This is a genomic window from Bradyrhizobium sp. (assembly GCF_019242285.1).
Lineage (GTDB): Bacteria > Pseudomonadota > Alphaproteobacteria > Rhizobiales > Xanthobacteraceae > Bradyrhizobium.
On sequence record NZ_JAFAVV010000020.1, the window covers coordinates 1 to 24198 of the forward strand.

General features: G+C 61.5%; 19 protein-coding genes. 12 read left to right on the top strand and 7 right to left on the bottom strand.

Annotation, left to right across the window (positions count from 1 at the left end):
* Positions 1–273: 273 nt before the first annotated feature.
* Entirely contained in the window at positions 274–1710 is a 1437-nt protein-coding gene (locus JOY90_RS01025; RefSeq protein ID WP_291689316.1) for an undecaprenyl-phosphate glucose phosphotransferase, read from the bottom strand.
* Between the two features lie 558 nt (positions 1711–2268).
* Between JOY90_RS01025 and JOY90_RS01030 the strand changes: the two genes are divergently transcribed.
* The gene (locus tag JOY90_RS01030) at positions 2269–3066 is read left to right on the top strand and encodes a glucose-1-phosphate cytidylyltransferase (RefSeq protein WP_291689317.1); all 798 of its coding nucleotides are present in this window, start codon (positions 2269–2271) and stop codon (positions 3064–3066) included.
* Positions 3063–3716: a PIG-L deacetylase family protein gene (locus JOY90_RS01035; RefSeq protein WP_291689318.1), complete on the top strand. Its 654-nt coding sequence runs from the start codon at positions 3063–3065 to the stop codon at positions 3714–3716. The genes JOY90_RS01030 and JOY90_RS01035 overlap by 4 nt, the downstream gene beginning before the upstream one ends.
* A gap of 111 nt (positions 3717–3827) precedes the next feature.
* Here JOY90_RS01035 and JOY90_RS01040 read toward each other — a convergent pair whose 3' ends face one another.
* Positions 3828–4925, bottom strand: a complete 1098-nt coding sequence (locus JOY90_RS01040; RefSeq protein WP_291689319.1) for a hypothetical protein — start codon at positions 4923–4925, stop codon at positions 3828–3830.
* Between the two features lie 517 nt (positions 4926–5442).
* On the opposite strand from JOY90_RS01040, the gene JOY90_RS01045 reads away from it, so the two are divergent.
* The 9 genes from JOY90_RS01045 (at position 5443) to asnB (ending at position 16895) form a co-directional block, all read left to right on the top strand.
* Positions 5443–6480 carry an NAD(P)-dependent oxidoreductase gene (locus JOY90_RS01045; RefSeq protein ID WP_291689320.1) on the top strand — a complete coding sequence of 346 codons (1038 nt, stop codon included), beginning with the start codon at positions 5443–5445 and terminating at the stop codon, positions 6478–6480.
* Positions 6481–6540: 60 nt separating this feature from the next.
* A complete protein-coding gene (locus JOY90_RS01050; RefSeq protein WP_291689321.1) occupies positions 6541–7803 on the top strand; it encodes a class I SAM-dependent methyltransferase in 1263 nt (420 codons plus the stop codon).
* Between the two features lie 100 nt (positions 7804–7903).
* Positions 7904–8446 carry a dTDP-4-dehydrorhamnose 3,5-epimerase family protein gene (locus JOY90_RS01055; protein WP_291689322.1) on the top strand — a complete coding sequence of 181 codons (543 nt, stop codon included), beginning with the start codon at positions 7904–7906 and terminating at the stop codon, positions 8444–8446.
* Between the two features lie 16 nt (positions 8447–8462).
* Complete coding sequence (locus tag JOY90_RS01060) at positions 8463–9782, top strand: DUF4910 domain-containing protein (protein WP_291689323.1); 1320 nt, start codon at positions 8463–8465, stop codon at positions 9780–9782.
* A gap of 79 nt (positions 9783–9861) precedes the next feature.
* On the top strand, positions 9862–10968 hold the full coding sequence (locus JOY90_RS01065) for a glycosyltransferase (RefSeq protein ID WP_291689324.1): 1107 nt from the start codon (positions 9862–9864) through the stop codon (positions 10966–10968).
* 376 nt (positions 10969–11344) lie between these two features.
* Positions 11345–12844, top strand: coding sequence for a lipopolysaccharide biosynthesis protein (locus JOY90_RS01070; RefSeq protein ID WP_291689325.1), 1500 nt, complete (start codon positions 11345–11347; stop codon positions 12842–12844).
* Between the two features lie 199 nt (positions 12845–13043).
* On the top strand, positions 13044–14192 hold the full coding sequence (locus JOY90_RS01075; protein WP_367276865.1) for a glycosyltransferase family 4 protein: 1149 nt from the start codon (positions 13044–13046) through the stop codon (positions 14190–14192).
* On the top strand, positions 14189–14884 hold the full coding sequence (locus tag JOY90_RS01080; protein ID WP_291689327.1) for a hypothetical protein: 696 nt from the start codon (positions 14189–14191) through the stop codon (positions 14882–14884). Before JOY90_RS01075 ends, JOY90_RS01080 begins: the two co-directional genes overlap by 4 nt.
* A gap of 70 nt (positions 14885–14954) precedes the next feature.
* Positions 14955–16895, top strand: coding sequence for an asparagine synthase (glutamine-hydrolyzing) (gene asnB, locus JOY90_RS01085; RefSeq protein ID WP_291689328.1), 1941 nt, complete (start codon positions 14955–14957; stop codon positions 16893–16895).
* 76 nt (positions 16896–16971) lie between these two features.
* On the opposite strand, the gene JOY90_RS01090 is transcribed toward asnB, so the two are convergent.
* The 4 genes from JOY90_RS01090 to JOY90_RS01105 form a co-directional block, all read right to left on the bottom strand.
* Complete coding sequence (locus JOY90_RS01090; protein WP_291689329.1) at positions 16972–17733, bottom strand: SDR family oxidoreductase; 762 nt, start codon at positions 17731–17733, stop codon at positions 16972–16974.
* A gap of 414 nt (positions 17734–18147) precedes the next feature.
* Complete coding sequence (locus tag JOY90_RS01095; RefSeq protein WP_291689330.1) at positions 18148–18945, bottom strand: thioesterase domain-containing protein; 798 nt, start codon at positions 18943–18945, stop codon at positions 18148–18150.
* Positions 18942–20144: an NAD(P)-binding domain-containing protein gene (locus tag JOY90_RS01100; RefSeq protein ID WP_291689331.1), complete on the bottom strand. Its 1203-nt coding sequence runs from the start codon at positions 20142–20144 to the stop codon at positions 18942–18944. Before JOY90_RS01100 ends, JOY90_RS01095 begins: the two co-directional genes overlap by 4 nt.
* Positions 20141–21439: an ATP-grasp domain-containing protein gene (locus JOY90_RS01105; protein ID WP_291689332.1), complete on the bottom strand. Its 1299-nt coding sequence runs from the start codon at positions 21437–21439 to the stop codon at positions 20141–20143. Before JOY90_RS01105 ends, JOY90_RS01100 begins: the two co-directional genes overlap by 4 nt.
* A gap of 657 nt (positions 21440–22096) precedes the next feature.
* On the opposite strand from JOY90_RS01105, the gene JOY90_RS01110 reads away from it, so the two are divergent.
* Positions 22097–22987, top strand: coding sequence for a DUF6492 family protein (locus JOY90_RS01110; protein WP_291689343.1), 891 nt, complete (start codon positions 22097–22099; stop codon positions 22985–22987).
* A 21-nt stretch (positions 22988–23008) separates the two neighbouring features.
* On the opposite strand, the gene JOY90_RS01115 is transcribed toward JOY90_RS01110, so the two are convergent.
* Positions 23009–24001 carry a glycosyltransferase family A protein gene (locus JOY90_RS01115; RefSeq protein ID WP_291689344.1) on the bottom strand — a complete coding sequence of 331 codons (993 nt, stop codon included), beginning with the start codon at positions 23999–24001 and terminating at the stop codon, positions 23009–23011.
* Positions 24002–24198 lie beyond the last annotated feature (197 nt).

A 24198-nucleotide genomic window follows, 5' to 3' on the forward strand; every position in this document is an offset into this window, starting at 1 on the left:
GCCGCGATAAAGACCGGCCGCAAGATCGAAGATTTCGAGATTGGCGGTCGCGCGTCCAAGGGGCGGCGCCAGCGGGCGTGAGGTGATCCCGATATTGCCGGCCGTGACGGAGCGCGGCGCGGCATCGAGAAGGCTCGTCGTGCAAAACCGGCCAGTCGGTCCGGCAGAGAGGTTTTGCCGCCGCTTCAGCCGCGCTCAGGCGATCCCGAGCCGCCAAATCCGAAATTGGGTTTCGTCTTGCAGCAGGCACCTGTTGCGGACGTCCGGGAGGCGTCAATACGCGTTATGGCCGCGGATCAGCTCGATCGGAGTCCGGAGCAGGATGGCAATATCGAGCGAGAGGCTCCAATTGTCGATGTACCAAAGGTCATATTCGACGCGTTGTTCGATCGAGGCTGCCGTGGGTGTCGGTCCTCGGCAGCCATGCACCTGAGCCCATCCCGTCAGTCCCGGTTTGACGCGGCGTCGGAACGCGTAATTCCCGACGATCTTGTCGAACTCGCCGTCATGGGCAACAGCATGGGGGCGCGGCCCGACCAGCGACATGCTGCCGTTCAGGACGTTGATGAGCTGCGGTAGCTCGTCGATGCTGGTCCGGCGCAGCCAAGTGCCCAGTCGGGTGAAACGGCGGTCGCCAGCCGTTGCCTGAACGATCGAGGGGCCGTCCTCCAGGACCGACATCGTGCGAAACTTGTAAATCAGGAAGCCTTTGCCGTTGAACCCGCAGCGCTGCTGCCTGAACAGAACCGGCCCCGGCGAGTCCAGCTTGATAGCTACCGCGACGACCGCCAGCAGCGGCAGCAGCGCTACGAACGCCAGTCCGGCGAAAAAGAGATCAATGCTGCGCTTGGCGGCGTGTTCGAACGAGCTGAGCAGACCACGCTGCAACTCGACGCATACGGCTTCGCCGAGCTCATGGCGAGGACGCTTGAACATCTCCGAAGCCGCTCCCAGCGGCACGAAGCTGACCGGGAAGGGCAGGACCCTCAGCTCGGCCACGAAGTTCCGCAGGTCGGGCCACCGGTCGGGACTGGCTCCGACGATTATCTCTTCGATGTCGGAGCCGCGGACATAATCGATGACGCTCGCGATGATGGTCCGCTGACGAGACGCGTCCGCCCCGGGCTCGGGAAACAGGAAACGTCTCCTGACCCGAAAGCCGGTGTCCATGAGAGCCTGGCTCATGCTGGCTTCGTCGCTGCTCAGATCGTCGCTGTTGTTCAAGTCGTCGATGATCAGAACGACGTTTCGGCCGGAAAACCGCTTCTCTGCCAGACCTCTCGCGAGCAGATATCCAATGATGCGCCGATGCACGATCAGCGCGACCAGCCCAAGCAGCCCGAAAAGAACGCTGGCACCGCGCGAGATTTCGCTTCCGATCTTGAGCGCGAACAAGGCCCCGAAAAGCACGAGGAACGCGGTGATCCAGGCCCAGCAAACCGCGCGGATCTGATGGGGCAGGGCGAGGAGTTCCGTCGGCCTGTACATCCCCCGGATTTTCAGCAGCGAGATGAAAAGTGCCGACACGAGAATTGCCAGACCGCAGGATTTGCTGATGTAGCTCGCCGGTTCCCAACCTTCCAGATGATACAGCAGGCCCGAGAGTATGCTGACGATAGCGATCGTCACGGTGTCGGCCACGGGGACCAGCGACTCCACGGATTCATAGTGGATCGGCCATTTCCGATCGTCGCGCAGCTGTTCGGCCATTCCGAGGGCCGAAGGGCCATCCGGCTGCTTTGCAAGACTGACGGGATGTCGTGTGTGCAGCATAATAAATAAATCTTCTGCTAATATGTTTAATATGTATATTCGGTATTTAAAATTAACAAGCAATTATTTATTAACATATTTTGAATCGGGCGCGAGGGCAAGCGCTTTGGGTGGATGTCGGCATTGAAAATGACTGGTGGACCGGCGCTGAAGGCGACGGGCGTTGCCCGATATTAAATCCGACGATTCCGGGCGAAATGAAATTAGCTATTTAAAATCAAATCGGGCGGATGTATGTTTGCCCGCGCCGTCGCGTTGGTCCGGGTCGGCCGGTTCGGATGCGGTGATGGCGGTCAATATTATGGCGGTTGATTGAATCGGTTAATTTGCCTGACCGGCGAGATGTCGAAGCCGATACGGCTCGGCCGAATTGCACTTGGAGCCGGTCGCGGAAGCATGAGGACGATTTCCGACGGACCCTTCGCGGTCGTCGGCACTGCGAGCTGGTTGCGCTGGATGTCGACGCGAGCGCCATAGATCCGAGGACCTGGAATCATGAAAGTTGTGCTGTTCTGTGGCGGGCTTGGTACGAGGATACGCGAGTATTCCGAGAGCATTCCGAAGCCGATGATACCGATCGGCCATCAGCCGATCCTCTGGCACGTCATGCAGTATTACAGCCAGTATGGGCACAGGGACTTCGTGCTCTGCCTGGGCTACAAGGCGAACGTGGTAAAGCAGTATTTCCTCAACTACAGCCAGGCCGCGAACAGCGATTGTACGATCTCGCAGTTCGGAAAGAAGGTCGAATTGCTGGGCGAGCGCCCCGTCGATTGGAGTGTCTCGCTCGTGGATACAGGAATTTGGCGCAACATCGGCCAGCGTCTGCTGGCGGTGCGTCATCTCGTTCAGGACGAGGAGATGTTTCTCGCCAATTACAGCGACGGCCTGACCGATGCGCCGCTGCCGGACATGATCGATCGCTTCAAGAGAAGCGGCATGGTCGGCTGTTTCATCGCCATCCATCCGCCGATCACGTTTCATCTCGCCGATTTCGACGACAAGGGCACGGTCCGGCGAATGAGCGCGAGCAACGATTCCGAGATATGGATCAACGGCGGGTATTTCATCTTCCGCAAGGAGATCTTCGATTACATCGAGGAAGGCGATGAACTCGTCGTGCAACCCTTCAAGCGGCTCATCGCGGCCGGCAAGCTCATGGCCTACAGGTACGAGGGGTTCTGGCGGGCGATGGACACGCTCAGGGACCGTCAAGTGCTCGAGGAGATGATGGAGCGCGGCGATACGCCTTGGCATTCTGGCACGAACGTCGCTGCCGTGGTGAACGGATGAGGGCTTTGCAGATCGCCGGACGCGGTGAGCGTCTGTCGGTGTTGTGTTTGGGGGCGCACTCCGATGATATCGAAATCGGGGCGGGAGGCACCCTGCTAGGCTGGCTGGACCAGGGGATTCGTCTCGACGTTCATTGGTGCGTGCTCAGCGGCGTCGATGAACGCGGTCGTGAAGCAAGAGCGTCGGCGGCGGATTTTCTCGCGGAAGCGGCGGCGCGCACGATCGAAATCAAGAGTTTTCGAGACGGCTTCTTTCCGGAACAGGGCGAAGAGATCAAGATCTGGTTCGAGACGTTGAAGAGCCGTGTCAATCCGGACGTCATCCTCGCTCACCGGCAAGACGATGCGCATCAGGACCATCGCCAGGTCAACCGGCTGGTGTGGAATACGTTTCGGGACCACCTCGTTCTCGAGTACGAGATCCCGAAATGGGACGGCGACATCGGAAGACCCAATTTCTATGTGCCGGTTCCCGCATCTATCATGAAGCGGAAGGTCGATTTGCTGATGGCGCATTTTGGCAGCCAGCGCTCCAAACAGTGGTTCGATCCTGAAACGTTCTTCGGTCTGGCACGGCTGAGGGGAATGGAGTGTCGCGCCAGCGAGCGCTACGCCGAGGCATTCGTCGCACGCAAATTGTCGCTGGGTTGACCGGGCGGCGGGCCGCCGTCTCCAGGGCCGGCGCCGCCGCCTGGAGTCCCCGACGGATGCGCGACAAGGTCGCGTCGGGGCTCTCAGATCGAGGGCAGAGCACGACGGAGACTAGCCGGCCGCCCTTCTGGCGACTTCGACATTTGCTTCCGTCGCAGCGTGCCCGAGTGCCTCGGTCGGGACCTTCTCGAGCCAGACTTCCCGCCACCAGGCGAAAATGCTGCGCGGGCAGAACAACCTGTTCTCACTGTAGCGCGACTGGCAGTAGACGCCGTCCAGGATGACTGCGGGCGTCCTCATCCGCTTGATGTAGCCCGTCCGCTCGTCGATGAACTTCTCGACGCGGGTCCGGACCCGGAACACCTTCCCACAATACGGAACCATCTCGGCGTCAAAGCCCATTCCGCGATTGTTGGTTCTCTTGTCAATGGTCGCCAGAATCGCCTTGTGCGGGCGTATGCGGACCAGGTCGCCGGGCTGAAGCTGGAGGTCGGCGATGGGCGCGTCCTTGTCGGTCTCCAAATCGCCTCGGCGCCTTGGAAAGGGCACGCCGCCCCATAGCGACTGGATGCGGTCGTAAATCCAGCGTGCCGGTCGCCCGAGCCTGTGTCGTCGCGCCATGGTGGTCTTGACGTAGGCGAAGTAGAGAAAGCCCCGGAACGCTTTGGCGGTCGAGACATTCCCGGAACTGATGTCTTCGGCATATTGTCGCGCATCCCACCACTTCAGCGGTTGCGTATAGGTCGGCAGCTCGGTTGCCTGGCAGGCGTATTTCGTACCTTTTCCCGGAGGCTGATCGGGCGATTTCGTCGCGTCCCAGACTGCACGTTCGGTGCATCCGGGCGAGATCCGGAATGGCTGGCGGTCGCGTTCGGTCGACGTGGCGTCATTTCCATCGACGGGTTTGAGCCACGCCTCTTTCCAGAAGATCAGGCATCCCGCCTGACAACCTCCGTAGGCTTCGCCGTCGCAGCGGAGGTCGAGATGGACCGCATTCGGGAGCCGGCGCCCAAGCCATTCACCGGTGGTGTACCCGGTCACCGTATCGCAGGTCTTGTGGGCGCGCCGGTAGACCTGAAGTCGCTGACCGCACCACTTGAACATTTGCGGCATGAACGGCATTCCATCGAGGCGACCATTCCCGTCGAGTGTCGCGAGGATTTCTTCCTTGCTGCGGACTTCAACCCAATCGCCGGCGGATAATGTCATGCCCTCTGTCCTTTGTTTTCCAATGAATTCATGTGTCGAAATCGGTGCTGCTGCCTGCGGGCGAAATGATCGCTGCATCCGCGGCGCCAAAATCAGCGTTCATAAAAACATCGTCGCAATCGTTTGACTGATGGTCGCGCATTAAATAATTTGACGCCTACTTTAAATCCATTGCCTCTGATTGGCGAGCAAAAACGGAGGCCGGCAAGGGCTATCCCGTGGTTGCAGCCTGTCCCAAAGCGGGACCTGGGGCGACGACTGCCACGCTACGGAACATCGCCGATGATCGCGCTCGAGAGAGAAGGAGGCCAGCCAACCGAACTATTTGTTCCGGCGGATGGCTTGTCTCGATCGGCCGCGGGCTGTATCAAATTCGTCATTGATGGCGGCCCGCCGGAAAGGCGCGGTCCCGGATTTGGCTTTTAATAATTAATGCGTCGAGTGCGAAAAGTCATTCAATGGTCGGTAATTTAATAGTACGCTGCTCTCGACACGTAATCGCGAAGGGGCAGGTTACTTGAAAATCCTCGTTACGGGAAACATGGGCTATGTGGGCCCGGCGGTCGCAAGATATCTGCGGGCGCGCCGGCCCGATGCCACGTTGCACGGCTTCGACAATGCCTATTTTGCGCATTGCCTCACCGGCGCTCCGATCCTGCCCGAACGATATCTCGACGAGCAGTTCTATGGCGACGTCCGCAACATGTCGCTGGATCTGCGGGGATATGATGCGATCGTCCAGCTGGCCGCAATCTCGAACGATCCGATGGGCAACCGCTTCCAGGATGTGACGCTGGACATCAACCAGAACACGACGGTGTCGCTCGGCAGGGCGGCGGCCGCAGCCGGCGTGAAGAACTTCGTGTTTGCATCGAGCTGCAGCGTCTATGGCATTGCCGACGGACCGCCGCGCAAGGAGACTGACCCCGTCAACCCGATCACCGCCTACGCAAAATCGAAGATCGGATCGGAGCGGGAACTCGCTGCAATCGACACCGACATGACCATCACCTGCCTGCGCTTTGCGACCGCTTGCGGCATGTCGGATCGGCTGAGGCTCGACCTTGTCCTCAATGACTTCGTTGCGTGCGCACTCAGTCGTGGACAGATCAGCGTGCTCTCGGACGGGACGCCCTGGCGGCCGTTGATTGACGTTGCCGACATGGCGCGCGCGATCGACTGGGCCGTGGGCCGGCCGGCCGGCACGGGAGGCCGCTTCCTGACGGTCAACGCCGGTTCCGATGACGGCAACTACCAGGTGAGGGAACTCGCCCATGCGGTGGCCGGGAGAGTGCCGGGGACCGATGTGTCGATCAACACCTCCGCGCCCGTGGACAGCCGGTCCTACAAGGTCGACTTCGGCCTGTTTCGGTCGCTGGCGCCGGATCATCAACCGGTGGTGACGCTCGATCAGTCGATTCAGAATCTGGTCGACGGCCTGAAGAAGATGAATTTCAAGGACGCCGAATTCCGTTCATCCGATCTGATCCGCCTCAAGGTCCTGCAGGACCACATGGACACCGGACGGATCAACGACAGGCTTGAATGGCGTTGATTCCATCGGAGGACCCGTGCGGGATTTTTGCTCCGCCAGATGGACAGTAATGGAGAATCCATGGACCTGAGCATCCAGACAGCCGTCGACATTGCGCCAAAGTGCCGGCATTGCGGTCACGATTTGAAACTCAAGCTGATCGACCTCGGCCTGTCGCCGGTCGCCAACGACTACGTCGATCCGGCGAGCTACATGAAGGCGGAGCCGTTCTATCCATTGGAGACCTTTGTCTGCCGGGAATGCCGCCTGGTGCAAACGCGCGACCTGCTGGCGGCCTCCGACATATTCCGCGCGGACTATGCCTACTTCTCCTCGCATTCGAGCTCCTGGTTGAAGCATGCGCGATCCTATGTCGACGACATGGTCGGGCGCTTCAAGCTGGGCCCGGCCTCGCGCCATGTCGAGATTGCATCGAACGACGGATATTTGCTGCAATACTCGATCGGGAAGGGGATCAACTGCCTGGGTGTCGAGCCTTGCGAAAGCGTGGCACAGGCCGCGTGCGACAAGGGAATCGAAACCCGCATCGAATTCTTCGGCCGTGCCTACGCAAACGTGCTTCGCGAAGAGGGATGGTCGGCCGATCTCGTGACGGCGAACAACGTTCTCGCCCATGTCCCGGACATCAACGACTTCGTCGGCGGCGTCAAGATCCTGCTGGCGCCCGAGGGCGTCGCGACGCTCGAGGTCCAGCATCTGTTGACCTTGATGCAGCGGCATCAGTTCGACACCATCTATCATGAGCACTTTTCGTATCTGTCGTTGATCGCGGGTCAGCGGATCTTCGCCAAGGCTGGCCTGCGTGTGTTCGATGTCGAGCTGCCCGAGACCCATGGCGGATCGATCAGGTTCTTTGTCTGTCACGAGCAGGCATCGCATCCGGAAAGCCCGAACGTGGCCGACGTCCTCGCGCGGGAGCGCGCCTATGGCCTGCACGATGATGCGAACTACGTTGCGTGGAACGAATCGGTCAAGGAGACGAAGCGTGCCCTTCTCGAACTGCTGATCGGGCTCAAGCGCGACAACAAGAAGATCGTCGGCTACGGAGCCCCGGCCAAAGGCGTCACGCTGCTCAACTATTGCGGGGTGAGGACGGATTTTCTCGACTTCACGGTCGATCGCGCGCCGTCGAAGCAGGGGCGCTACATGCCCGGTGTCCGCATTCCGATCTTGCCTCCGGAAGCGATCCTGGAGGCCAAGCCGGACTACGTCCTGATCCTGCCATGGAACATCAAGAACGAGATCAAGGCGCAAATGGCCGAAATCCGCAGCTGGGGCGGACGTTTCATCGTGCCGGTGCCCAAGGCGACCATCGAGCAATAGCCCGTGTCGGCGGCTCGCGTCGGCTCGGCCGCCATGCGCAAGCTGGCGGCCGGAAATTGCAGGGATGTCGGCGACATATTGGTGGAAAGAGTTCTAGTCCATGAGATTTGTCCAACTCGGGCGCTCGGATGCACGGCTGATCGAGCTGAACGTGCGGGCCGACGACCGCGGCAGCTTCACGCGTACCTGGTGTGCAAAAACCTTCGCCGAGGAGGGCATCGACTTCCGGCCCGTTCAGGGCAACAGCTCAGTGACTCGTCGCCGCGGCAGCGTTCGGGGAATGCATTTCCAGCGTTCGCCCAAGGCCGATGCCAAGATCGTCCGGTGCACGGCTGGACGGATTCACGACGTCATCGTCGATGTCAGGGCAAATTCTCCGACGCGCGGAGAGGTTTTTGCCGTGGAACTCGGTCCTTCGACGGCAAATATCCTCTACATTCCGGCAGGCTTTGCCCACGGATTTCAGACGCTGACCGACGATGTGACGGTCGAGTATCTGATGGGCATCGAATATGTCGAGGAATTGTCGGACGGCTTTCGTCATGACGACCCGGCGATCGGGATCAGGTGGCCGGAACCGGTGACGATGCTGTCGGCGAAGGATGCCGCATGGCCGTTGCTTGCCGAACGAAACCTTTGGTGAGCCTTGCGGAGGCAAGATGCTGATCAAATCCGAAGTTTCTGCACTGGACCGGCGGCGGCCCGACATCGACCTTCACGATATGATCCGGGAGATGTTTCCGATCAACCGGAGCCTCACCGGCGCTGGCGCCCGCAAGACTCTCGCGATTGTCGCCGATCATATCGATCTCGCAATTCATGAAGTCGAATCGGGAACGGCCGTCCTCGATTGGCACGTGCCGATGGAGTGGAACATCCGCGGCGCTACGATCAGGACGCTCGACGGCCGGTCGCTGGTCGATTTTGCCGACCACAACCTCCACGTCCTCGGATACAGCAAGCCGGTCCACGGCGTGTTCAGCCGCGCCGAGCTCGCGCGGCATGTCCACACATTGCCGGACCAGCCCGATCTCATTCCTTACCGCACCGGATACTACGCCGACGATTGGGGCTTCTGCCTTCCCGACCGGCTTTGGCAGAGCATGACGGACGAAGCCTATCGGGTCGATATCGACAGTGACATCGCGCCCGGCTCGATGACTTACGGCGAGTTCTTCGTTCCGGGTGAGACGAAAAGCGAGGTCCTGATCACCTGTCACGTCTGCCATCCCAGTCTTGCAAACGACAATCTGTCGGGAATTGCCATCATGACGGCGCTCGCCATGCGGCGGGCGGAGCGCGAGGGGCGGTTGGGATATCGCTTCCTGTTTCTGCCGGCGACCATTGGCGCCATTGCCTGGTTGGCCCGAAACGAAGCGATGGTCGATCGCATCGCGCATGGGCTCGTCCTGACCTGTCTGGGAGACGGCGGTCCGTTTCACTACAAGCAGAGCCGCAAAGGGGCGACGATCGATCGCGCGGTGGCCCATGTGCTGAAGCATGCCGGCGAGCCGCATGAGGTGATGCCGTTCAACCCTTATGGATATGATGAGCGCCAGTTCTGCTCCCCGGGCTTTGATCTTCCGGTCGGCTGCCTGATGCGCGGTGTTCATGGCACCTTTCCCGAATATCACACCTCGGCGGACAATCTGGACTTCGTGAAGCCCGAGGCTCTCGACCGCTCTTATGCGGTGCTGGAGACGCTGTTGGAGCTGCTGGATGGAAACTGCACCTATCAGCGCGTGGACGGCCGTGGCGAGCCTCAGCTCGGCAGGCGCGGGCTCTACAGGGCGATTGCTGGACAACGCGAGGCCGGTGGGGCGACCCAGATGGACTTGTTGTGGTTTCTCAACCTGGCGGATGGCAGGCACAGCCTCCTGGACATGGCGATCCGCGCCGACGTGCCCTTCGCGCGACTCGAGGCCGCCGCGCGGCTTGCCCTGGACGCTGACCTTGTCCGTCCGGTTGCCGCTGCGTGAGCCCTGATGTCGTTGCTTGAGATCAGCGTCCGGAACGCGTTGGCCGAAATGGGGGCGGGCAGGGACCAGGGAGGTATCGATGGCCGCCCAATCCGGTAAGCCGCGTGTTCTGATCTTCTCGCTCAGGAATATTTTCGGAAAGGCCCTCAATCGGTGTCCGCATTACGAGTTCGAGGACATCATCTGCGAAATTGATTCCGCCGAGTTGTTGGCGCCCAAGGTCGATCCTTCCAGCAGGCGCGCGAGCTTCGCCACCCGGCTGGCCTATCATGCGCCCGTCGCGCTGAATCCGGGTATCCCGAGAGCGGCAGCAAACGGAACATACGACCTTCTCTTTACGATCTGCGGGTTTCCGCAGGATCTGATCATGTTCAATGCCGTCAGCAAACTGAAGGATGTCTGCAAGACGTCGGTGTGCCTTCTGGATGAGCTTTGGGCAAAGGACATCCACAAGCATCGCCATTTCCTGCCCATTCTGGCCAAGTTCGACGTCGTGATGCAGTATCACAGTCAGACCGTGAAGCCGCTCAGCGAGTTCATCGGTCGCAAATGCGTCTTTCTGCCGCCGGGAGTGGATGCCGCCTTGTTCTGTCCCTATCCGGACCCGCCGGAGAGAGTCATCGACGTCTACAGTGTCGGGCGTCGACCTCAAATCACGCACCAAAGACTTCTTGAGATGGCTCGTGAGAGCGGTATTTTCTACCTTTACGACAGCATCAGCGGAAACCAGGCCATTAACGCCAGAGAGCACCGCTCGCAGATCGCGAACCTGGCCAAGCGGAGCAGGTACTTTCTGGTCAATCCTGGAAAATTCGATGAGCCGCAGCATACGGGTGGTCAGATCGAGTTTGGCTACAGGTATTTCGAAGGAGCCGCGGCGGGAGCCGTCATGGTTGGCGAGCATCCGGACAATGAAGTGTTCCCGAAACTGTTCGACTGGCCCGACGCGGTGATCCGGCTGCCCCATGACTCGGCCGATATCGACGAGGTCATCAGAGCTCTCGATCGGGATCCGAAGCGTCAGGATACGATCCGGCGAACCGGGGCGGCCCGGGCCCTGATGCGACATGACTGGGTCTACCGCTGGGAAACAATTCTCGCCGCCGCCGGCCTCGAGCCGATGCAAGGGGCTCTCGACAGGAAGGACCGTCTCAGGAAGCTCGCGGAGACCGTCTCCCAGCACTGAGCCTGCAAGGAGATCGAGCTGATCCGTGCGCGCTCTCTCATCCAGGGTGCCTCGCGCCGCCCGACTTGCAAATGCCCGGAAAGGCTTGATCAAATATCCGGAACGAACAAATCCTTCCCGCAGTTCCGGCTGTCAACGCGGTTAATTTAATCATATATTTAATGTCGCAATCTGATAGGTTAAATCTTGTTTCGAGCCCGGTGCGAAGTGATAAAATCAAGCGTACGTTTGTCCTTGACGCATTTGTTTTATGAAAATTCAGGGCCCCGCGCCCGACCGGACTGATCATGCCTCGGATACACGCCAACTCGATCGCCTGCGGACATGCCCATTGTGTCGCGCTCGGGCGTGCGTTGATGAACGAGGACGAATGAGCATGTCTGACGCGGTTGCAGCTTATTTCGAGGATCACAGGGAATCCCAGGACCTGGGCCGCCGCGTCTTGCGCGGGGGAATCGTTTTTTTGGTAATTCAATATGGCAATGCCGCGTTTCAGATCGTAGCGGCCATCGTCCTGGCGCGGCTGCTGGCGCCCGAGGATTTCGGGTTGGTCGCGATTATTACGGTGCTCACGAGCTTCGCACCGCTGCTGATCGACTTCGGCCTTCTCGACGCGACGGCGCAACGGAGCAGAATCACGCCGGCGCAGGTCAGTGGTCTTTTTTGGGTGAGCAGCGGCATCGGGTTGATGGTCGCAGTGGTCGTGGCCGCCTGCAGTCCGCTGATCGCATGGCTCTATGGCGAACCTCGGCTGCAGCCGATCGCAATGTGTGTCGCGGTCACCTTCGTGTTGTCGGGAATGTCAAATCAGCATTTTGCGCTCCTGCGACGCACCATGCAGTTTGGCCGGATTGGCCGGATTCAGCTCGTCGCCACTCTGGCGGGCACCTCGATTGGAATCATCGTCGCACTTTGCGGGTATGGCTACTGGGCGCTGGTGTTGCGGCCGATTACGACCTCGGTCTGCGTCGTTCTCGGCGCTTGGTCCGCGTGCCGCTGGAGACCTGGGGCTCCCGTTTTTGACGATGACGTGAGGTCGATGGTTCGGTTCGGGCTGCACGTGGTGGGATTTACGGTCGCATATACCCTGTCGAGGGCGGTGGACCGGATTGCGCTCGGCTTGTTCTACCGGCCCGAACAGGTGGGCTACTACCAGACCGCCATGAACCTGTACGAGAACTCCATCTATTCGGTTCTCAATCAGACACATGCCGTCGGAAGCTCGGCGCTGAGCAAACTGCAATCCAATCCGGCCGCGCTTCGGCAGAAATACGAAGCGGCATTGTCGATGCTTGCCTTCTTCCTCATGCCGTTGGCAGCGATCTTGTCGGTTGCAGCCAATGATCTGACGGTGATCCTGTTGGGCGAAAAATGGCGGGCGGCCGGCTCGCTGCTGAGCATCATCGCGCTGCGCGGCATTTCGCATGTGGTCGAAGGCTCGCAGGGCTGGCTCCATCTTTCCATCGGCCGAGCGGACCGGTGGCAGAAATGGGGAATCGTCACGCTCCTGGCCCAGGTCCTGGCTGTCGCCATAGGTCTGCCGTTCGGCCCCACGGGGGTCGCCTCGGCGGTGGTGACGGCAAGCACGCTGCTTGCGTTGCCTTCGGTCACCTATGCCGGCCGTCCGATTGGAATTGGAGCGGGACTGGTGATCCGGGCGGTGGGGCCGCAGTCGATCGGTGCCATCGCCGGCGCGGCCGCAGGCTGGTGGCTGCAAATCGCGCTGCTTGCCGATTATTCCAGCCTTGCCCGCATCGTCTTGTCGGGCTGTTTCTGCAGTTGCGTTTACGCTGCTGTGGTCGTCGGCTTGTTCAGGCTGACCGAGCCGCTCAGGGTCGCGGGCAGACTCGTCCATGACGTGATGGGCAGGCGGTAGGGCCAGATCAAACCGGACGCTTGCAGCGAATGATTTTGACCCCGTCGTTCGGATCTGACGCCCACCAGATGTCTGGGACACCTTTCGTGTCGCTGCCAAGCCGCCCTCGATGACCTCACAGCGTCTCAACATTCTCTGCGTGTCGCACGTCCCGGTGAGCCCGCCGCGCTTCGGAGCCCAGGCGCGGATCCACGGGTTGATGACTGAACTCGCCCGACGACACGATCTGACCGCGGTGGTGCTGGTTGAACAGGAGTTCGACATCGAGGAATGCAGGAGCGCCATGCAGGCTTACTGCCGCGAGGTCGTGCTCGTTCGCGATCCCTACGGGCGTGAAGGCCTCCTCAAGCGGCTGCGTCAGCTGGGATCGCTGGTGGCATCGAGAAGTTTCGAGCGGCTGCTGGTCACGGTGCCAGAACTGCAGCATGCTCTGGATCGCGTCCTGCGCTCCCAGCGGTTCGATATCGTCAATCTCGAATTCACCTTCCTGGGCGGGCACAACCTGCGCCAGGCGCCGCGCGGAGACCGGCTGCCTGCGCTCGTGGTGGACTCTCACAACATCGACTACGACCTGGCGATGCAATATGCCAGTGCCGGTAGCTTCTTCCGACGCTCGTATGCGAGGATCAATGCACGAAAGCTGGAACGGGAGGAGCTCGGCACCTACCGCGCAGCCGACGGCGTCTATCTTTGCAGCGTAGCCGATCAGCAGCGTCTGCTCGGCGAGGCTCCCGGCGCCCGGACCCTTGTGATCCCCAATGCGGCGGACGTGGAGTTCTATCAGCCCCGCGCGATGGACCCGGCGTCAGATGGCCGTACGGTGGTCTTCTTCGGGCTTCTCTCCTACTTCCCCAATGTCGATGGTGTCAGCTATTTTGTGAAGGAGATCTGGCCGCGCGTCGCGGAGGCGCATCCGAAAGCACGCCTGAAGATCATTGGTGGCCAGGCGCCTTCGTCGCTCAAGGCGTTGGTCCGTCCAGGAATCGAGCTGGCCGGCTTCGTCTCGGATCTGCGACCGCACCTCGCGGAGGCGGCGGTCGTGGTGGTGCCGCTGCGGCTCGGTGGCGGCACGCGCCTCAAGATCGTCGAGGCCATGGCGATGGGAAAGGCCGTAGTCTCTACGAGCTTGGGCGCCGAGGGGATCGAGGCCGTTCCCGGACGCGACATTCTCATCGAGGATCAGCCGGCCGCCTTCGCGGACTCGATCAACCTGCTGCTCGGCGATCCCGCCCTCGCGGCGCGCATCGGCGGGGCGGCGCGGCAGGTGGCCGTCGATCGTTACGCTTGGAGCACGGCGGCCCGGGCGCTGGAGGGCTTCTACCGCGACATCCTGGAGCGAAGCTCATGAAGGCAGCGCTTGCCGGCACTGGGCAGACAGCCCGGCCTTCCGCGTTCCGCTGGATCAGATGGGGTTCGGTACTCCTCGCGACGGCGTTGGTCGTGGCTGTTCTCGTTGCAATACCTTCCATTCGTGAGTGGGGCTTGCGAGCGGCGGGACGGGCGCTCGTCACCAGCGAGCCGCTGGAGCCCGCCGACGTCATCATCATATCGTCCGATTCCGCCGGTGCCGGGGCGCTCGAAGCGGCGGATCTCGTCCGTGACGGCATCGCGACGCGCGTTGCGGTCTTCACGGATCCTCCGAGCGGGGAGGACCTCGAGTACATTCGCCGAGGGCTCCCTTACGAGGATGAGGCGGCGAAACAGGTCCGGCAGCTCGGCTGGCTCGGCGTGACGGAGATCATGCGAATTCCCCGAACCGAAGCCGGGACTGAAGGCGAAGGCCAGATCCTGCCGTCATGGTGCGACCAGCACGCATTCCACTCCATCGTGTTCGTGGCGGCCAAGGACCACTCCCGACGTACGCGACGCGTTCTCGATCGCGCAATGAAAGGCCATCCGACGCGCGTCATGGTGCGATCCGAACGGTATTCGGGCTTTGATCCCGACCGATGGTGGGAAACGCGAGGCGGCACGCGGGCAGAATTGGTTGAGTTCGAGAAGCTCGTGTTGGATTTCGGTCTGCATCCCCTTTCATTCTGACGTCGAAAGGTCACGAAGAGAATGACGTCACACGAAGCGCGGCAATGAGGCCGAGAAGAGGACCTCCTCAATGTGTGGTATCGCCGGGATCATCGGACGGCTGGATGAAAGCAATCGCGCAGCGCTGGAGCGCATGAACGACGCCATGGTCCACCGCGGGCCGGATGCCAGCGGAACGTGGGCTTCGCCACCGGACGCGCGCGGCTGGGGCGCGTTGCTGGCGCATCGCCGCCTCTCGATCCTCGACCTTTCTCCGGCCGGTGCCCAGCCCATGACGGATCCGGTGACCGGTCGCGTGGTGGTCTTCAACGGCGAAATCTACAATTTCGCCGATCTGCGGCGTCGCCTGGTGGCCGAGGGGCAGAGTTTCAGCTCCACCGGCGATACCGCGGTGATGCTGCGCGCGCTTGGCCTGCATGGGCCGGAGGCGGTGAAGTGGTTGCGCGGCATGTTCGCATTCGCCTGCTGGGATCCGCGCCAGCGGCGGCTCCTGATCGCGCGGGACCCTCTCGGCATCAAGCCGCTCTACGTGGCGCGGAATTCCAGTCCCGACGCAGGCTGGTCGCTGGCCTTCGCCTCGGAGCTCCGCGCGCTACTGGCTTCCAATCTTCTCGGTAACCCCCGTCTCGATCCCCAGGCCGTGGCCAGCGGCTTGTGGAACGGTTTCGTGGTCGGCCCGGGTACGGCGGTCAAGGGCATCGAGCTTCTCATGCCGGGAAGGCTGATCGAATTCGACGGCGCGGGCAACGAGCTCCGCGACGAGGACTTCTGGTCGATCTCCGGACAGCCTACCGAGGAGAGCATGGACGAGGACCGACTGGAGTCCGTCCTGCAGGAGGGGCTGAAGCTGCACCTCGCCAGCGACGTGCCTCTGGCAGTCTTTCTCTCCGGCGGCATCGATTCCTCCGTCATCGCCAACCTCGCGCAGCGTGCAACAGGGAGTCCGATCCATACGTTCACGCTGTCCTTCGAGGAACAGGAGCTCGACGAGGGGCCGATCGCGAAGCGGATTGCAGCCGCGATCGGAACCCAGCATCACGAGGTGATGCTGACGCAGCAGCACTTCGTCGGCAGCCTGGAAGCGGCACTCGACAGCCTCGACCAGCCGACTTTCGATGGTCTGAACTCGTACTACATGTCGCACGCGATCCGGGCCGCCGGGTTCACCGTGGCATTGTCGGGAACGGGTGGTGACGAATTGTTCGGCGGCTACACGTCGTTTCGTGATCTGCCGGTCTTGCAGCGGTGGTCGCGGCGGACCGCCTGCGTGCCTGCCAGCCTCAAGCTCGCAGCAGCCAGGCTCGCATCGCGCCTGGTGTCGCCCGCCGGCAAGGCAGTGTCGCCGCAGACCCGCTGGGCCAAGCTTCCGGAGATGGTTCGCCGCGGCGACGATCTTCTGGCGCTGTACCAGCTCGCTTACGCGCTCTTCCTCCCCGGATTTCAGCGTGAACTGCTTGCACCGGATCTTGCCGGCGCGCTTGCAGACGGACTGCCGCAAGCGATGCGGACGCGCCTCAATGCGGAGACGCGCGCCCGCACGCCGCTGTCGGCCATCAGCGTCATGGAGCAGCGGCTCTTCCTGGGCGAGCGGCTGCTGCGTGACAACGACGCGGCAAGCATGGCGGCGTCGTTGGAGCAGCGAGTGCCGTTGGTCGATCAGGTGCTTTTCGAGAGTGTCGATCGACTGCCGGATCGGAACCGCTATCAACCGATGCGCAGCAAGGCGATCCTGCGGCGCATCGGCCTGCGCGGCCTCGATCCCGCGTTGTTCGACCGGCCAAAGAGCGGTTTCGTGCTGCCGCTGGATCGCTGGATCCGGACCGGGCTGCAAAGCGTGATGGATCAGACGCTCCGCGACCCGCAGGCCATTGCTCCGGTCGGCCTCGATCCCGTTGCGGTGGAGCGCCTATGGCGCGCCTTCCTGGAGGGGGCGCCGGGCATGTATTGGTCGCGGGTGTGGTCCGTCTATGTCTTCGTCCGATGGTGCCATCGGAACCGCGTATTTCGCTAGTCGGTGTTGATACGCGCCCGTGGCCGGGCGCTCGGCAGAACCGCGGCGACCATCCCGGCGCAGGCTCTGCGGCTGATCAGGCTTCCGACATGATGTTTCCGCCGCACACCGGCACTCGTACGCCGGTGACGAAGCTTGCCAGGTCCGACGCAAGAAATGCGATCATGTAGGCCACGTCCTGATCGTATCCCCGCCGTCTGAGCGGGACGCCGCTCTCGTACAAGGGCTGCACCTCGTCGCGGTCGCGACGATCCTTGTCCGAAATGACCCAGCCCGGAGCGACCTGATTGACCGTGATGCAATGCTGTCCGAGTTCCCGCGCCAGCGAACGAAGAAGGCCGTCCATTGCACATTTCGCTGCCGAGTAGGGGGCCCGATTGACGAGAGCCTGGCTCGTAACTTCGGTTCCGAGCGATATGAAGCGTCCCCACTTTCGCTCTATCATCGGCTCGGAGAAAACGCGGGCGGTCGCCCAGGCATGAATGACCGACGAGCGAAAGACCCGCTCGAAATCGTCGAAGCTCTGCTCGATGACGGGCCGCTCCTGGAACCAGGTCACCGCATTGTTGACGACGATGTCCACCGGGCCGAGCTTTTCCTCGATGATCGGACGCATCGCCAGCACGTCGTCCAGCTTGCCAACGTCTCCGGACACCGTGCAAGCGCGAGTCGCATCGTCGGCGTTCAGTTCATTGCAAAGCCTCTGGGCGACATCGCGTGACGATTGATAGTGTATCGCGACCTTGGCGCCGCACGCGGCCAGCGTTCGTGCGATCGGGCGGCCGAGTTCCCCGGCCGCTCCCGTGACGAGAGCAACCTTGTTGGACAGATCAATCATGACTGGCGATGCCAGTCGCATTCTGGCTGGATCGTCCGGCAGCGGACCTAACGTATGCCTTCGGACTCTTCGTGCTACCGCGCTCGCGAAGTTCATCTGCAAACTCCACTTTAAAGCGCATTTACATTAAGAGATTCGTTATTCGATAGTATTGTACAAATTGACGCATCACCGCGATTCGCTGCCGCAAAATTAAATGGTTTAATTTTGGCGCGACCATAATGCGAACGGGTTCCAGTCTTGCCGATGATTACTTTGGCGCAGCATCAAGGTTGCGCTGCGGCTGGTTCCCTCGAACCCCGGGCCGATGGCTTCAGGATATCGCTGGCCCGATGACGGCGGCGCCGCTCCGCCGCCACCGTTCCGGTGTCAGATTCTGTCTTTGCTGTGGCATAGTGGTGGAGCGGCGGAGGTTCACCTTCGCCAGTCGCGCGTCGCCCCGACGAAGGCCTCGTGCAGCTCTGCGACGTTCTCGGCATCGAACAGATTGTGATGCTTGCCGGAGATCTCGAAGATTCCGATGTTGGGGCATCGACGCCGCCAGGATTCTTCGTCACCGGCCACGAGCTTGGTCCGCAGCAGGACGGTCGGCGCATTCAGCGGGATCGGATTGCAGTCAAGCGACCCAAACCAGGAGGCCGACGTTCTGATCAGGAGACGCATGTTCAGCTCTTCCTCGAGGAGCGGATCAAGCGCAAAAACCCGGGGCAACCTCGTCGAATGGCGTCGAGCCACCGCGGTCAGCCGGTCGCCGAGAGCTCTCATCAGCGCGCGCCAGAACTTCGAGCGCACGAAGTGAATGAGGCCGCTCAGACTGCGGCTGCGCAGCAGTTCCAGCGCCTGCTGCAACGCGCGTTTCTTCCATCCTTTCGAGGGCCCGGACGATTGGATCATCATCGAATCGATCGCGCACAAGCCCGCGATCTGGCGGCCCCGGTTCTGAAGCCGCAATCCGACGGCGTAGCCGAAGTGTCCGCCGATTGAGACGCCAACGATCCGAATGGGTCCCTGAGGTACTCTTCTGGCGATCTCGGCAGCCAGGTCATCGATCAAATCATTCGCGGAATATCCCTCGACGACATAACGCCTCCATCCGGGATAGGCGATCACCTCGACCTGGTGCCGATCGCTTGAGCCGTCTCTGAACACGTCGAGATCGGGCACGCCACCGCCGGCGCCCGGCAGGAACGCTATCGGACCGGCTTGGCTCATGCGGCCCGTTGTCTGACTCTCGGCGCAAGGCCGGCCGACAGGACCTGCACGCTGTATTCAGCGCCAACCACGAATCTGAACAGCGGACCGAAACTCATCGCCGACGAAGGGCCGATGAAATGCAGTCCGGGCACCGATGTCTCGAAGGAGGCATTGAGCCGAGGGGAACGCTCCAGACGCACGATCGCATCGCGCAGTCTCTTTTCGATGAAGCTGAGGCGCTCGACGTCGAGGTTGTACCCGGTGCCGGCGACGACATGATCGACGACCAGTTGCCGCGTGCCGCCGGTTGCAAGACGGACCTTGAGCGCGACGCGGCTGCCGGTTTCACCCGCTTCGACGACGGCGGCACCGAGATGCGCCGGAACTTTTCTTTCGACGCGGTCGCGCAGCCACCAGGCTCCCTCGGCCGGAAGATGGCTTTTCGTGAATCGCGTCCGCCATGCATCGGGCACGTTGTGCATTGCGCCTGGAAAATGGGTGAGCGTCCACGCCTTCGGCCCCGTTCCCAGACCGGCAATCGGCGAGCGCACCCGCCGCCACAGGCTTCGTTCGCGCGAAACGCGCGTCTGCCACAGAAGCTCGTCCTCGCGCACCAGGAGTTGCGGCCGTGCGCCCACTTCATGGAGCAAGGCCGCCGCTTCGAGGGCTGATTGCCCGGCTCCTACGACTGCGACATCGCGGCCGCTGTACGCGGCGAAGCTCGATATCTCCGACGTATGGGCGACGAGCGCGGAAGGAAGTGACGCCAGGAGCGGAGGAAGACTGGCAAATAGCGACAGGCCCGTTGCGATGACGACCCGCTCCGCATCGCAGCGTCCGCCGTCAGCAAGGCGCAGAACAAAGGCGCCGGTTTGCCGTTCGATCCGCTCGACCTCGACGCGCTCGACCGACGGGACCAGGTTCTGCTGGAACCAGCGTCCATAGGCGGTGAAGTTCTCCATCGAGCACGGCTCGAAGGTCTCCAGCCCGCGCGGGCGATTATAGTCGGCAAAGGCAAAGCCCGGCATCGGCGCCGAGAGATTCGTTCCGAAGCAGTAGGACTTGAGATATCGCTCGCCGCCGGCCTCTGCGATGCCCGACCAGAACTGCATCGGCTGCCCAAAGATGCGGTGCTCGATATTGCGGGCCGCAAGATGGGCGGCCAGCGAAAGACCGTATGGGCCCGCTCCGACGATTGCGACTGAAACCTTGTTCACGACGGCTGCCTCTCAAGTGCGTCCTTTGCCAATTGGGTCGAAGGAGCAGCCGTCGATTTCGCACACACGAAGCGTGGTAGCGATCTAAGACCGAGATACAGTTCGGAGAGCATGTGGACGATGCCGGGCAGGCGATCATTGCGATCGGCCGCGAAGTCGACGGCATGACCGGCGTGCGCCTTCATCCAGTTGCGCCATCTTGCGAGGCGTTCGCTGGACATGCGCGCGGTGAGGAACTGCGCAACGAGAATTGCCCGTAAGGTGAAGCGGTCGCTAAAGACGACACGATCGTCGTCGCCCGATTGCGCCCTCGCGACTTCCTCACGCAAGGAGGTGGTATCTCCGACCGCGTCGAGGCAGGCGAGCAGCGGAAGCGGCATGCCGCGGCGGATGTCCATTCCGACCTGACTAAACATGCGCGGATTGAAATCGATCACGGCCCAATGGCCATTGTTCCGGATGAATTCGACTTCGAAGAGTCCGAAGTAGTCCAGCTCCCTGCACAGGCCGCGAACGAGATCCGGCAGTTCGGCGGGCGCGGGCTGGGCCTCGAAGCACACGCCGACGCCCACGGGCTGGGAGCGCTGAAGCACCTTCCTCGCCGCCCTGGTCACAAAAAGCTCGCCGCTTCGATCGATGAAGCCGGTGACGGAGAGCACGCCCTCGTCCGTCACGCGAACGAACTTCTGTAGAATCGGCCGCCTGGCATCCGGCAGCAGGGGAGTGCCGGCAGTCCGTCCCTGCTCCCGCTCGACAAATCTGCGATACTCGCGGATCAATTCGTCGGACGTGGCGACCACCACGCCCTTGTCATTGTTGATGCGGTGGACGTGGGTACGCGGTTTGATGAGGACCGGGAAGGGCAGGCTCGGCGCAAGCGCTTCGAGTTCTTCGAGACCTGGCGGATCCCAGCTTGGTAACACCGACAAACCGACGCTGAGGGCCGCCTGCTCGAACAGCTTCTTGTCAAGAATCCTTCGCAACGTGGTGATGGTAGGATGATACAAGCGGAAGTAACGTTTCAGCAGGAGCGCATTCTCGGCATAGATCCACGCCGTCGCGTCCGACGTCGGCAGCAAGATCCGACCCGGGTTGGATTCGCCAATCGCGAGCAGCCGATCGAGAAATTGTTCGACGTTGCTTTCCGAGGGGGCAGAATGGGTGCGCTTCGTGTGGCGCGACCATGCCGCCGCCGCCAGCCACTCACTCGAAATGACCTCGACGTCGACGCCGCTCGCGCCGAGGTTACGGACGGCTGCAATCGTGCCGCCAGCTCCGGCGGTCGCCAGTGTCACCGAAAGCCCGCTATGCATACGTTCGTCAATCCTAATTGATAAAGCTATGATCGGAACACGATCGTTGCGCGCGGGCCGATGCCGGCCGCTGGACGGCCTGCGCCGGAAAATCCGCCCGACCCATGACGGGAGTATCCGATTTCAATGAGTTACGGTTGGAATCCAAGCCTTGCTCGCAAGGCGGGCGGACGATTCGGACGCGGGTAGTGGGCAAGCATTGGCGCTGCGACAATTTCACGAAATATGATCCCTTGCAGGACATCGAAGGGATGTCCGTCCCTCCGTCTCTCACATTATGTCGATCAAACTATCTTTATTATAGCTGAATTAAATGTCAAAATAATCTGATTTCAATTCGCGATTTTCGCGCCCACCGCACGAATTATGCAGGGTGAGCATTATTAACCTTATTCCACTGAGAAAAAGTCAAGCTCGGACCGCAAATCGGCTCTGCGGCGACCTGCGGTCAGTTGCCGCAGTGTTACGGATATCGAGCGCTGCCGAAGTCGAAATAAACCTTTCCCAAATATCCGAGGTCCCGTTCTGGAGCCCCTCCCGTCAGCGCACCTTGCCACGACGAACGAAGACGCCCACGAAGCCGGCAAGCCGCTGTTGGACGGAGTGCTGAAAATCATAAGGAGATGAGCCGTGACCCGCATGGCTGTGATGACGAAATCGTATGCGCCCGACTTCGAGCTTTGCGCTTCGTTGAACCGGTCGGTACTCGATTGCTCGCCCGACACCGTTCATCATCATATCGTCGTGCCGCGGACCGACCTGCAGTTGTTCGGTCGGCTGGCGGGCCCGCGCGTGGAGGTCCGTTGCGAGGCCGACCTGTTGCCTCGCTCTTTCGTACGACTGCCGTTAGTCAATATCATGGTCAACCTTGCCCAGCCGTTCCCGCCGGTGCGAGGTTGGATCCAGCAGCAGGTGATCAAGCTCGCCGCGATAGCGGCTTCGCAGGACGACGTGGTGCTCGTCGCCGACTCCGACGTCGAGTTTGTTCGGCCGTTCACCCCCGAGATGTTCGTGCGCAATGGCAACGTCCGGTTCTTCTGCAAGCCGGACCAGATTGACACACGGCTGGCGCGTCACATGACATGGCATAAGGTCGCCCGGGAGCTCCTGGGACTGCCACAGGCCGAGCCTCCCTATCCCGACTACATCTCGTCGCCGCTGGCTTGGGATCCGAAAATCGTCAGGCAGATGTTGGCGCGGGTCGCGGCCACGACGAAGCGGCCGTGGCCTACCGCGATCGCCGGCCAGCTCGATTTCTCGGAATGCGTGCTTTATGGCATTTTCGTTGACGAGGTGGTCGGTGCATCTGCCAACTCGTTCGTTTCGGACGATTCTCTCTGCAAGGTCTATTGGGAGCAAACTCCGCTGACCGAGGACAGCGCCGCCGCTTTCATCGGCAGTGTCCGGCCGACCGATATCGCCGTGGTGATTCAGTCGAAGTCGCGGACTGCGCCAGCCGTTCGAGATGCAGTCTCTGGGGCGCTCTCCGGACGCGAGAGAATGCAGGGGTGGCGCGCCGGACGCGCCTGATGTTGATCGTGGCCGCCGTGCTCAGGCAAGACCGCCTTGTCCGAGGGGCGCGTTCGCAATCGACGACGCGAAGTCCGGCCTCGGGTGTCGGTCGCGCCAAAGCGATGCCCGCTCGGCGTTGATGCGGGAGGTCGCGGCACGCTTGCCCAGACGCAGGCAGTCATGCTGATAGGCGCGCAAGAAGCGCCTGAATTCGGCATCCTCGTAGCGAGGCAGGCCTCGAAGCCAGCTACCGAAATAGCCCCATAGCATAGCCACGCTCCCTATCAGCGCCGGGTAGGCCGGCAGGTGATACAGAGCCACTATGAAGTGATAGAATGGCGACGTACCCATGAAGTATTGGCCGAAGCCCTTCCTGATGCGTCCCGTCCAAACGCCCTTCTGACTTGCGCCCTGGGGACGCAGGTGAACGAAGCGGAGGGGGTCGATATCGATGCTCTCGGCGATCCAGCCGAGCATGCGGGCTCGATGGCAGTCGATCCCGTCCCACATGACCTGACGCACGAAGCCGCCAATCTCTTCGAAGCAGGCCACGCGATAGAACTTTGTCATACCCACTGACATCTCGTCCCCGCAGACCTCCGGCACCAGTACACCGCTGTTCGGATGGACGAACCAGGGCTTGCCGGACGTGGTCCCCACTCGCGGATCGCTCTCCATCCGCTCCATCAGCAGTTCGAAGTAGCGAGCGGGAAGATCGAGGTCCATGTCCAGCTTGCACAGATAGTCGAAGTCATGCAGGCTTGCTGTCGCCAAGCCGGCATAGAAGGCCTCGATGACGCCGGGCCCCACCTGCCGGCCGCCGCGGTCATCCCGGCGCACGACACGAAGATAGGGCAGGCGGCGGGTATATTCCTCGAGGATGGCCGGGGTTTCGTCGGACGAGCCGTCATCCACGACGATCCACAATGTTGGCGGCAGCGACTGGGCCGCCACGCTGTCGAGCGTGCGCCTCAGGTAGCGTGCTTCGTCCCGACAGGGCGAGATGAGCAAATAGCGCCGGGAGTGCCGTATGGGAAAAATCCCTTCGTCGGTCGTCCCGGCGCGGCTGTCAGGCTCCTTCCCGGCGATGGTATGATCGGGCAATTCAGACATAATACGTTGTCGAACCTGGATTTAATAACTTAATTTTATACTGCCGGCAGTTTAATTTCAAATGAGATTTGAATCTTGGCAGTGACGCCCGGCCATTAATCGGGTGGATGATTAAT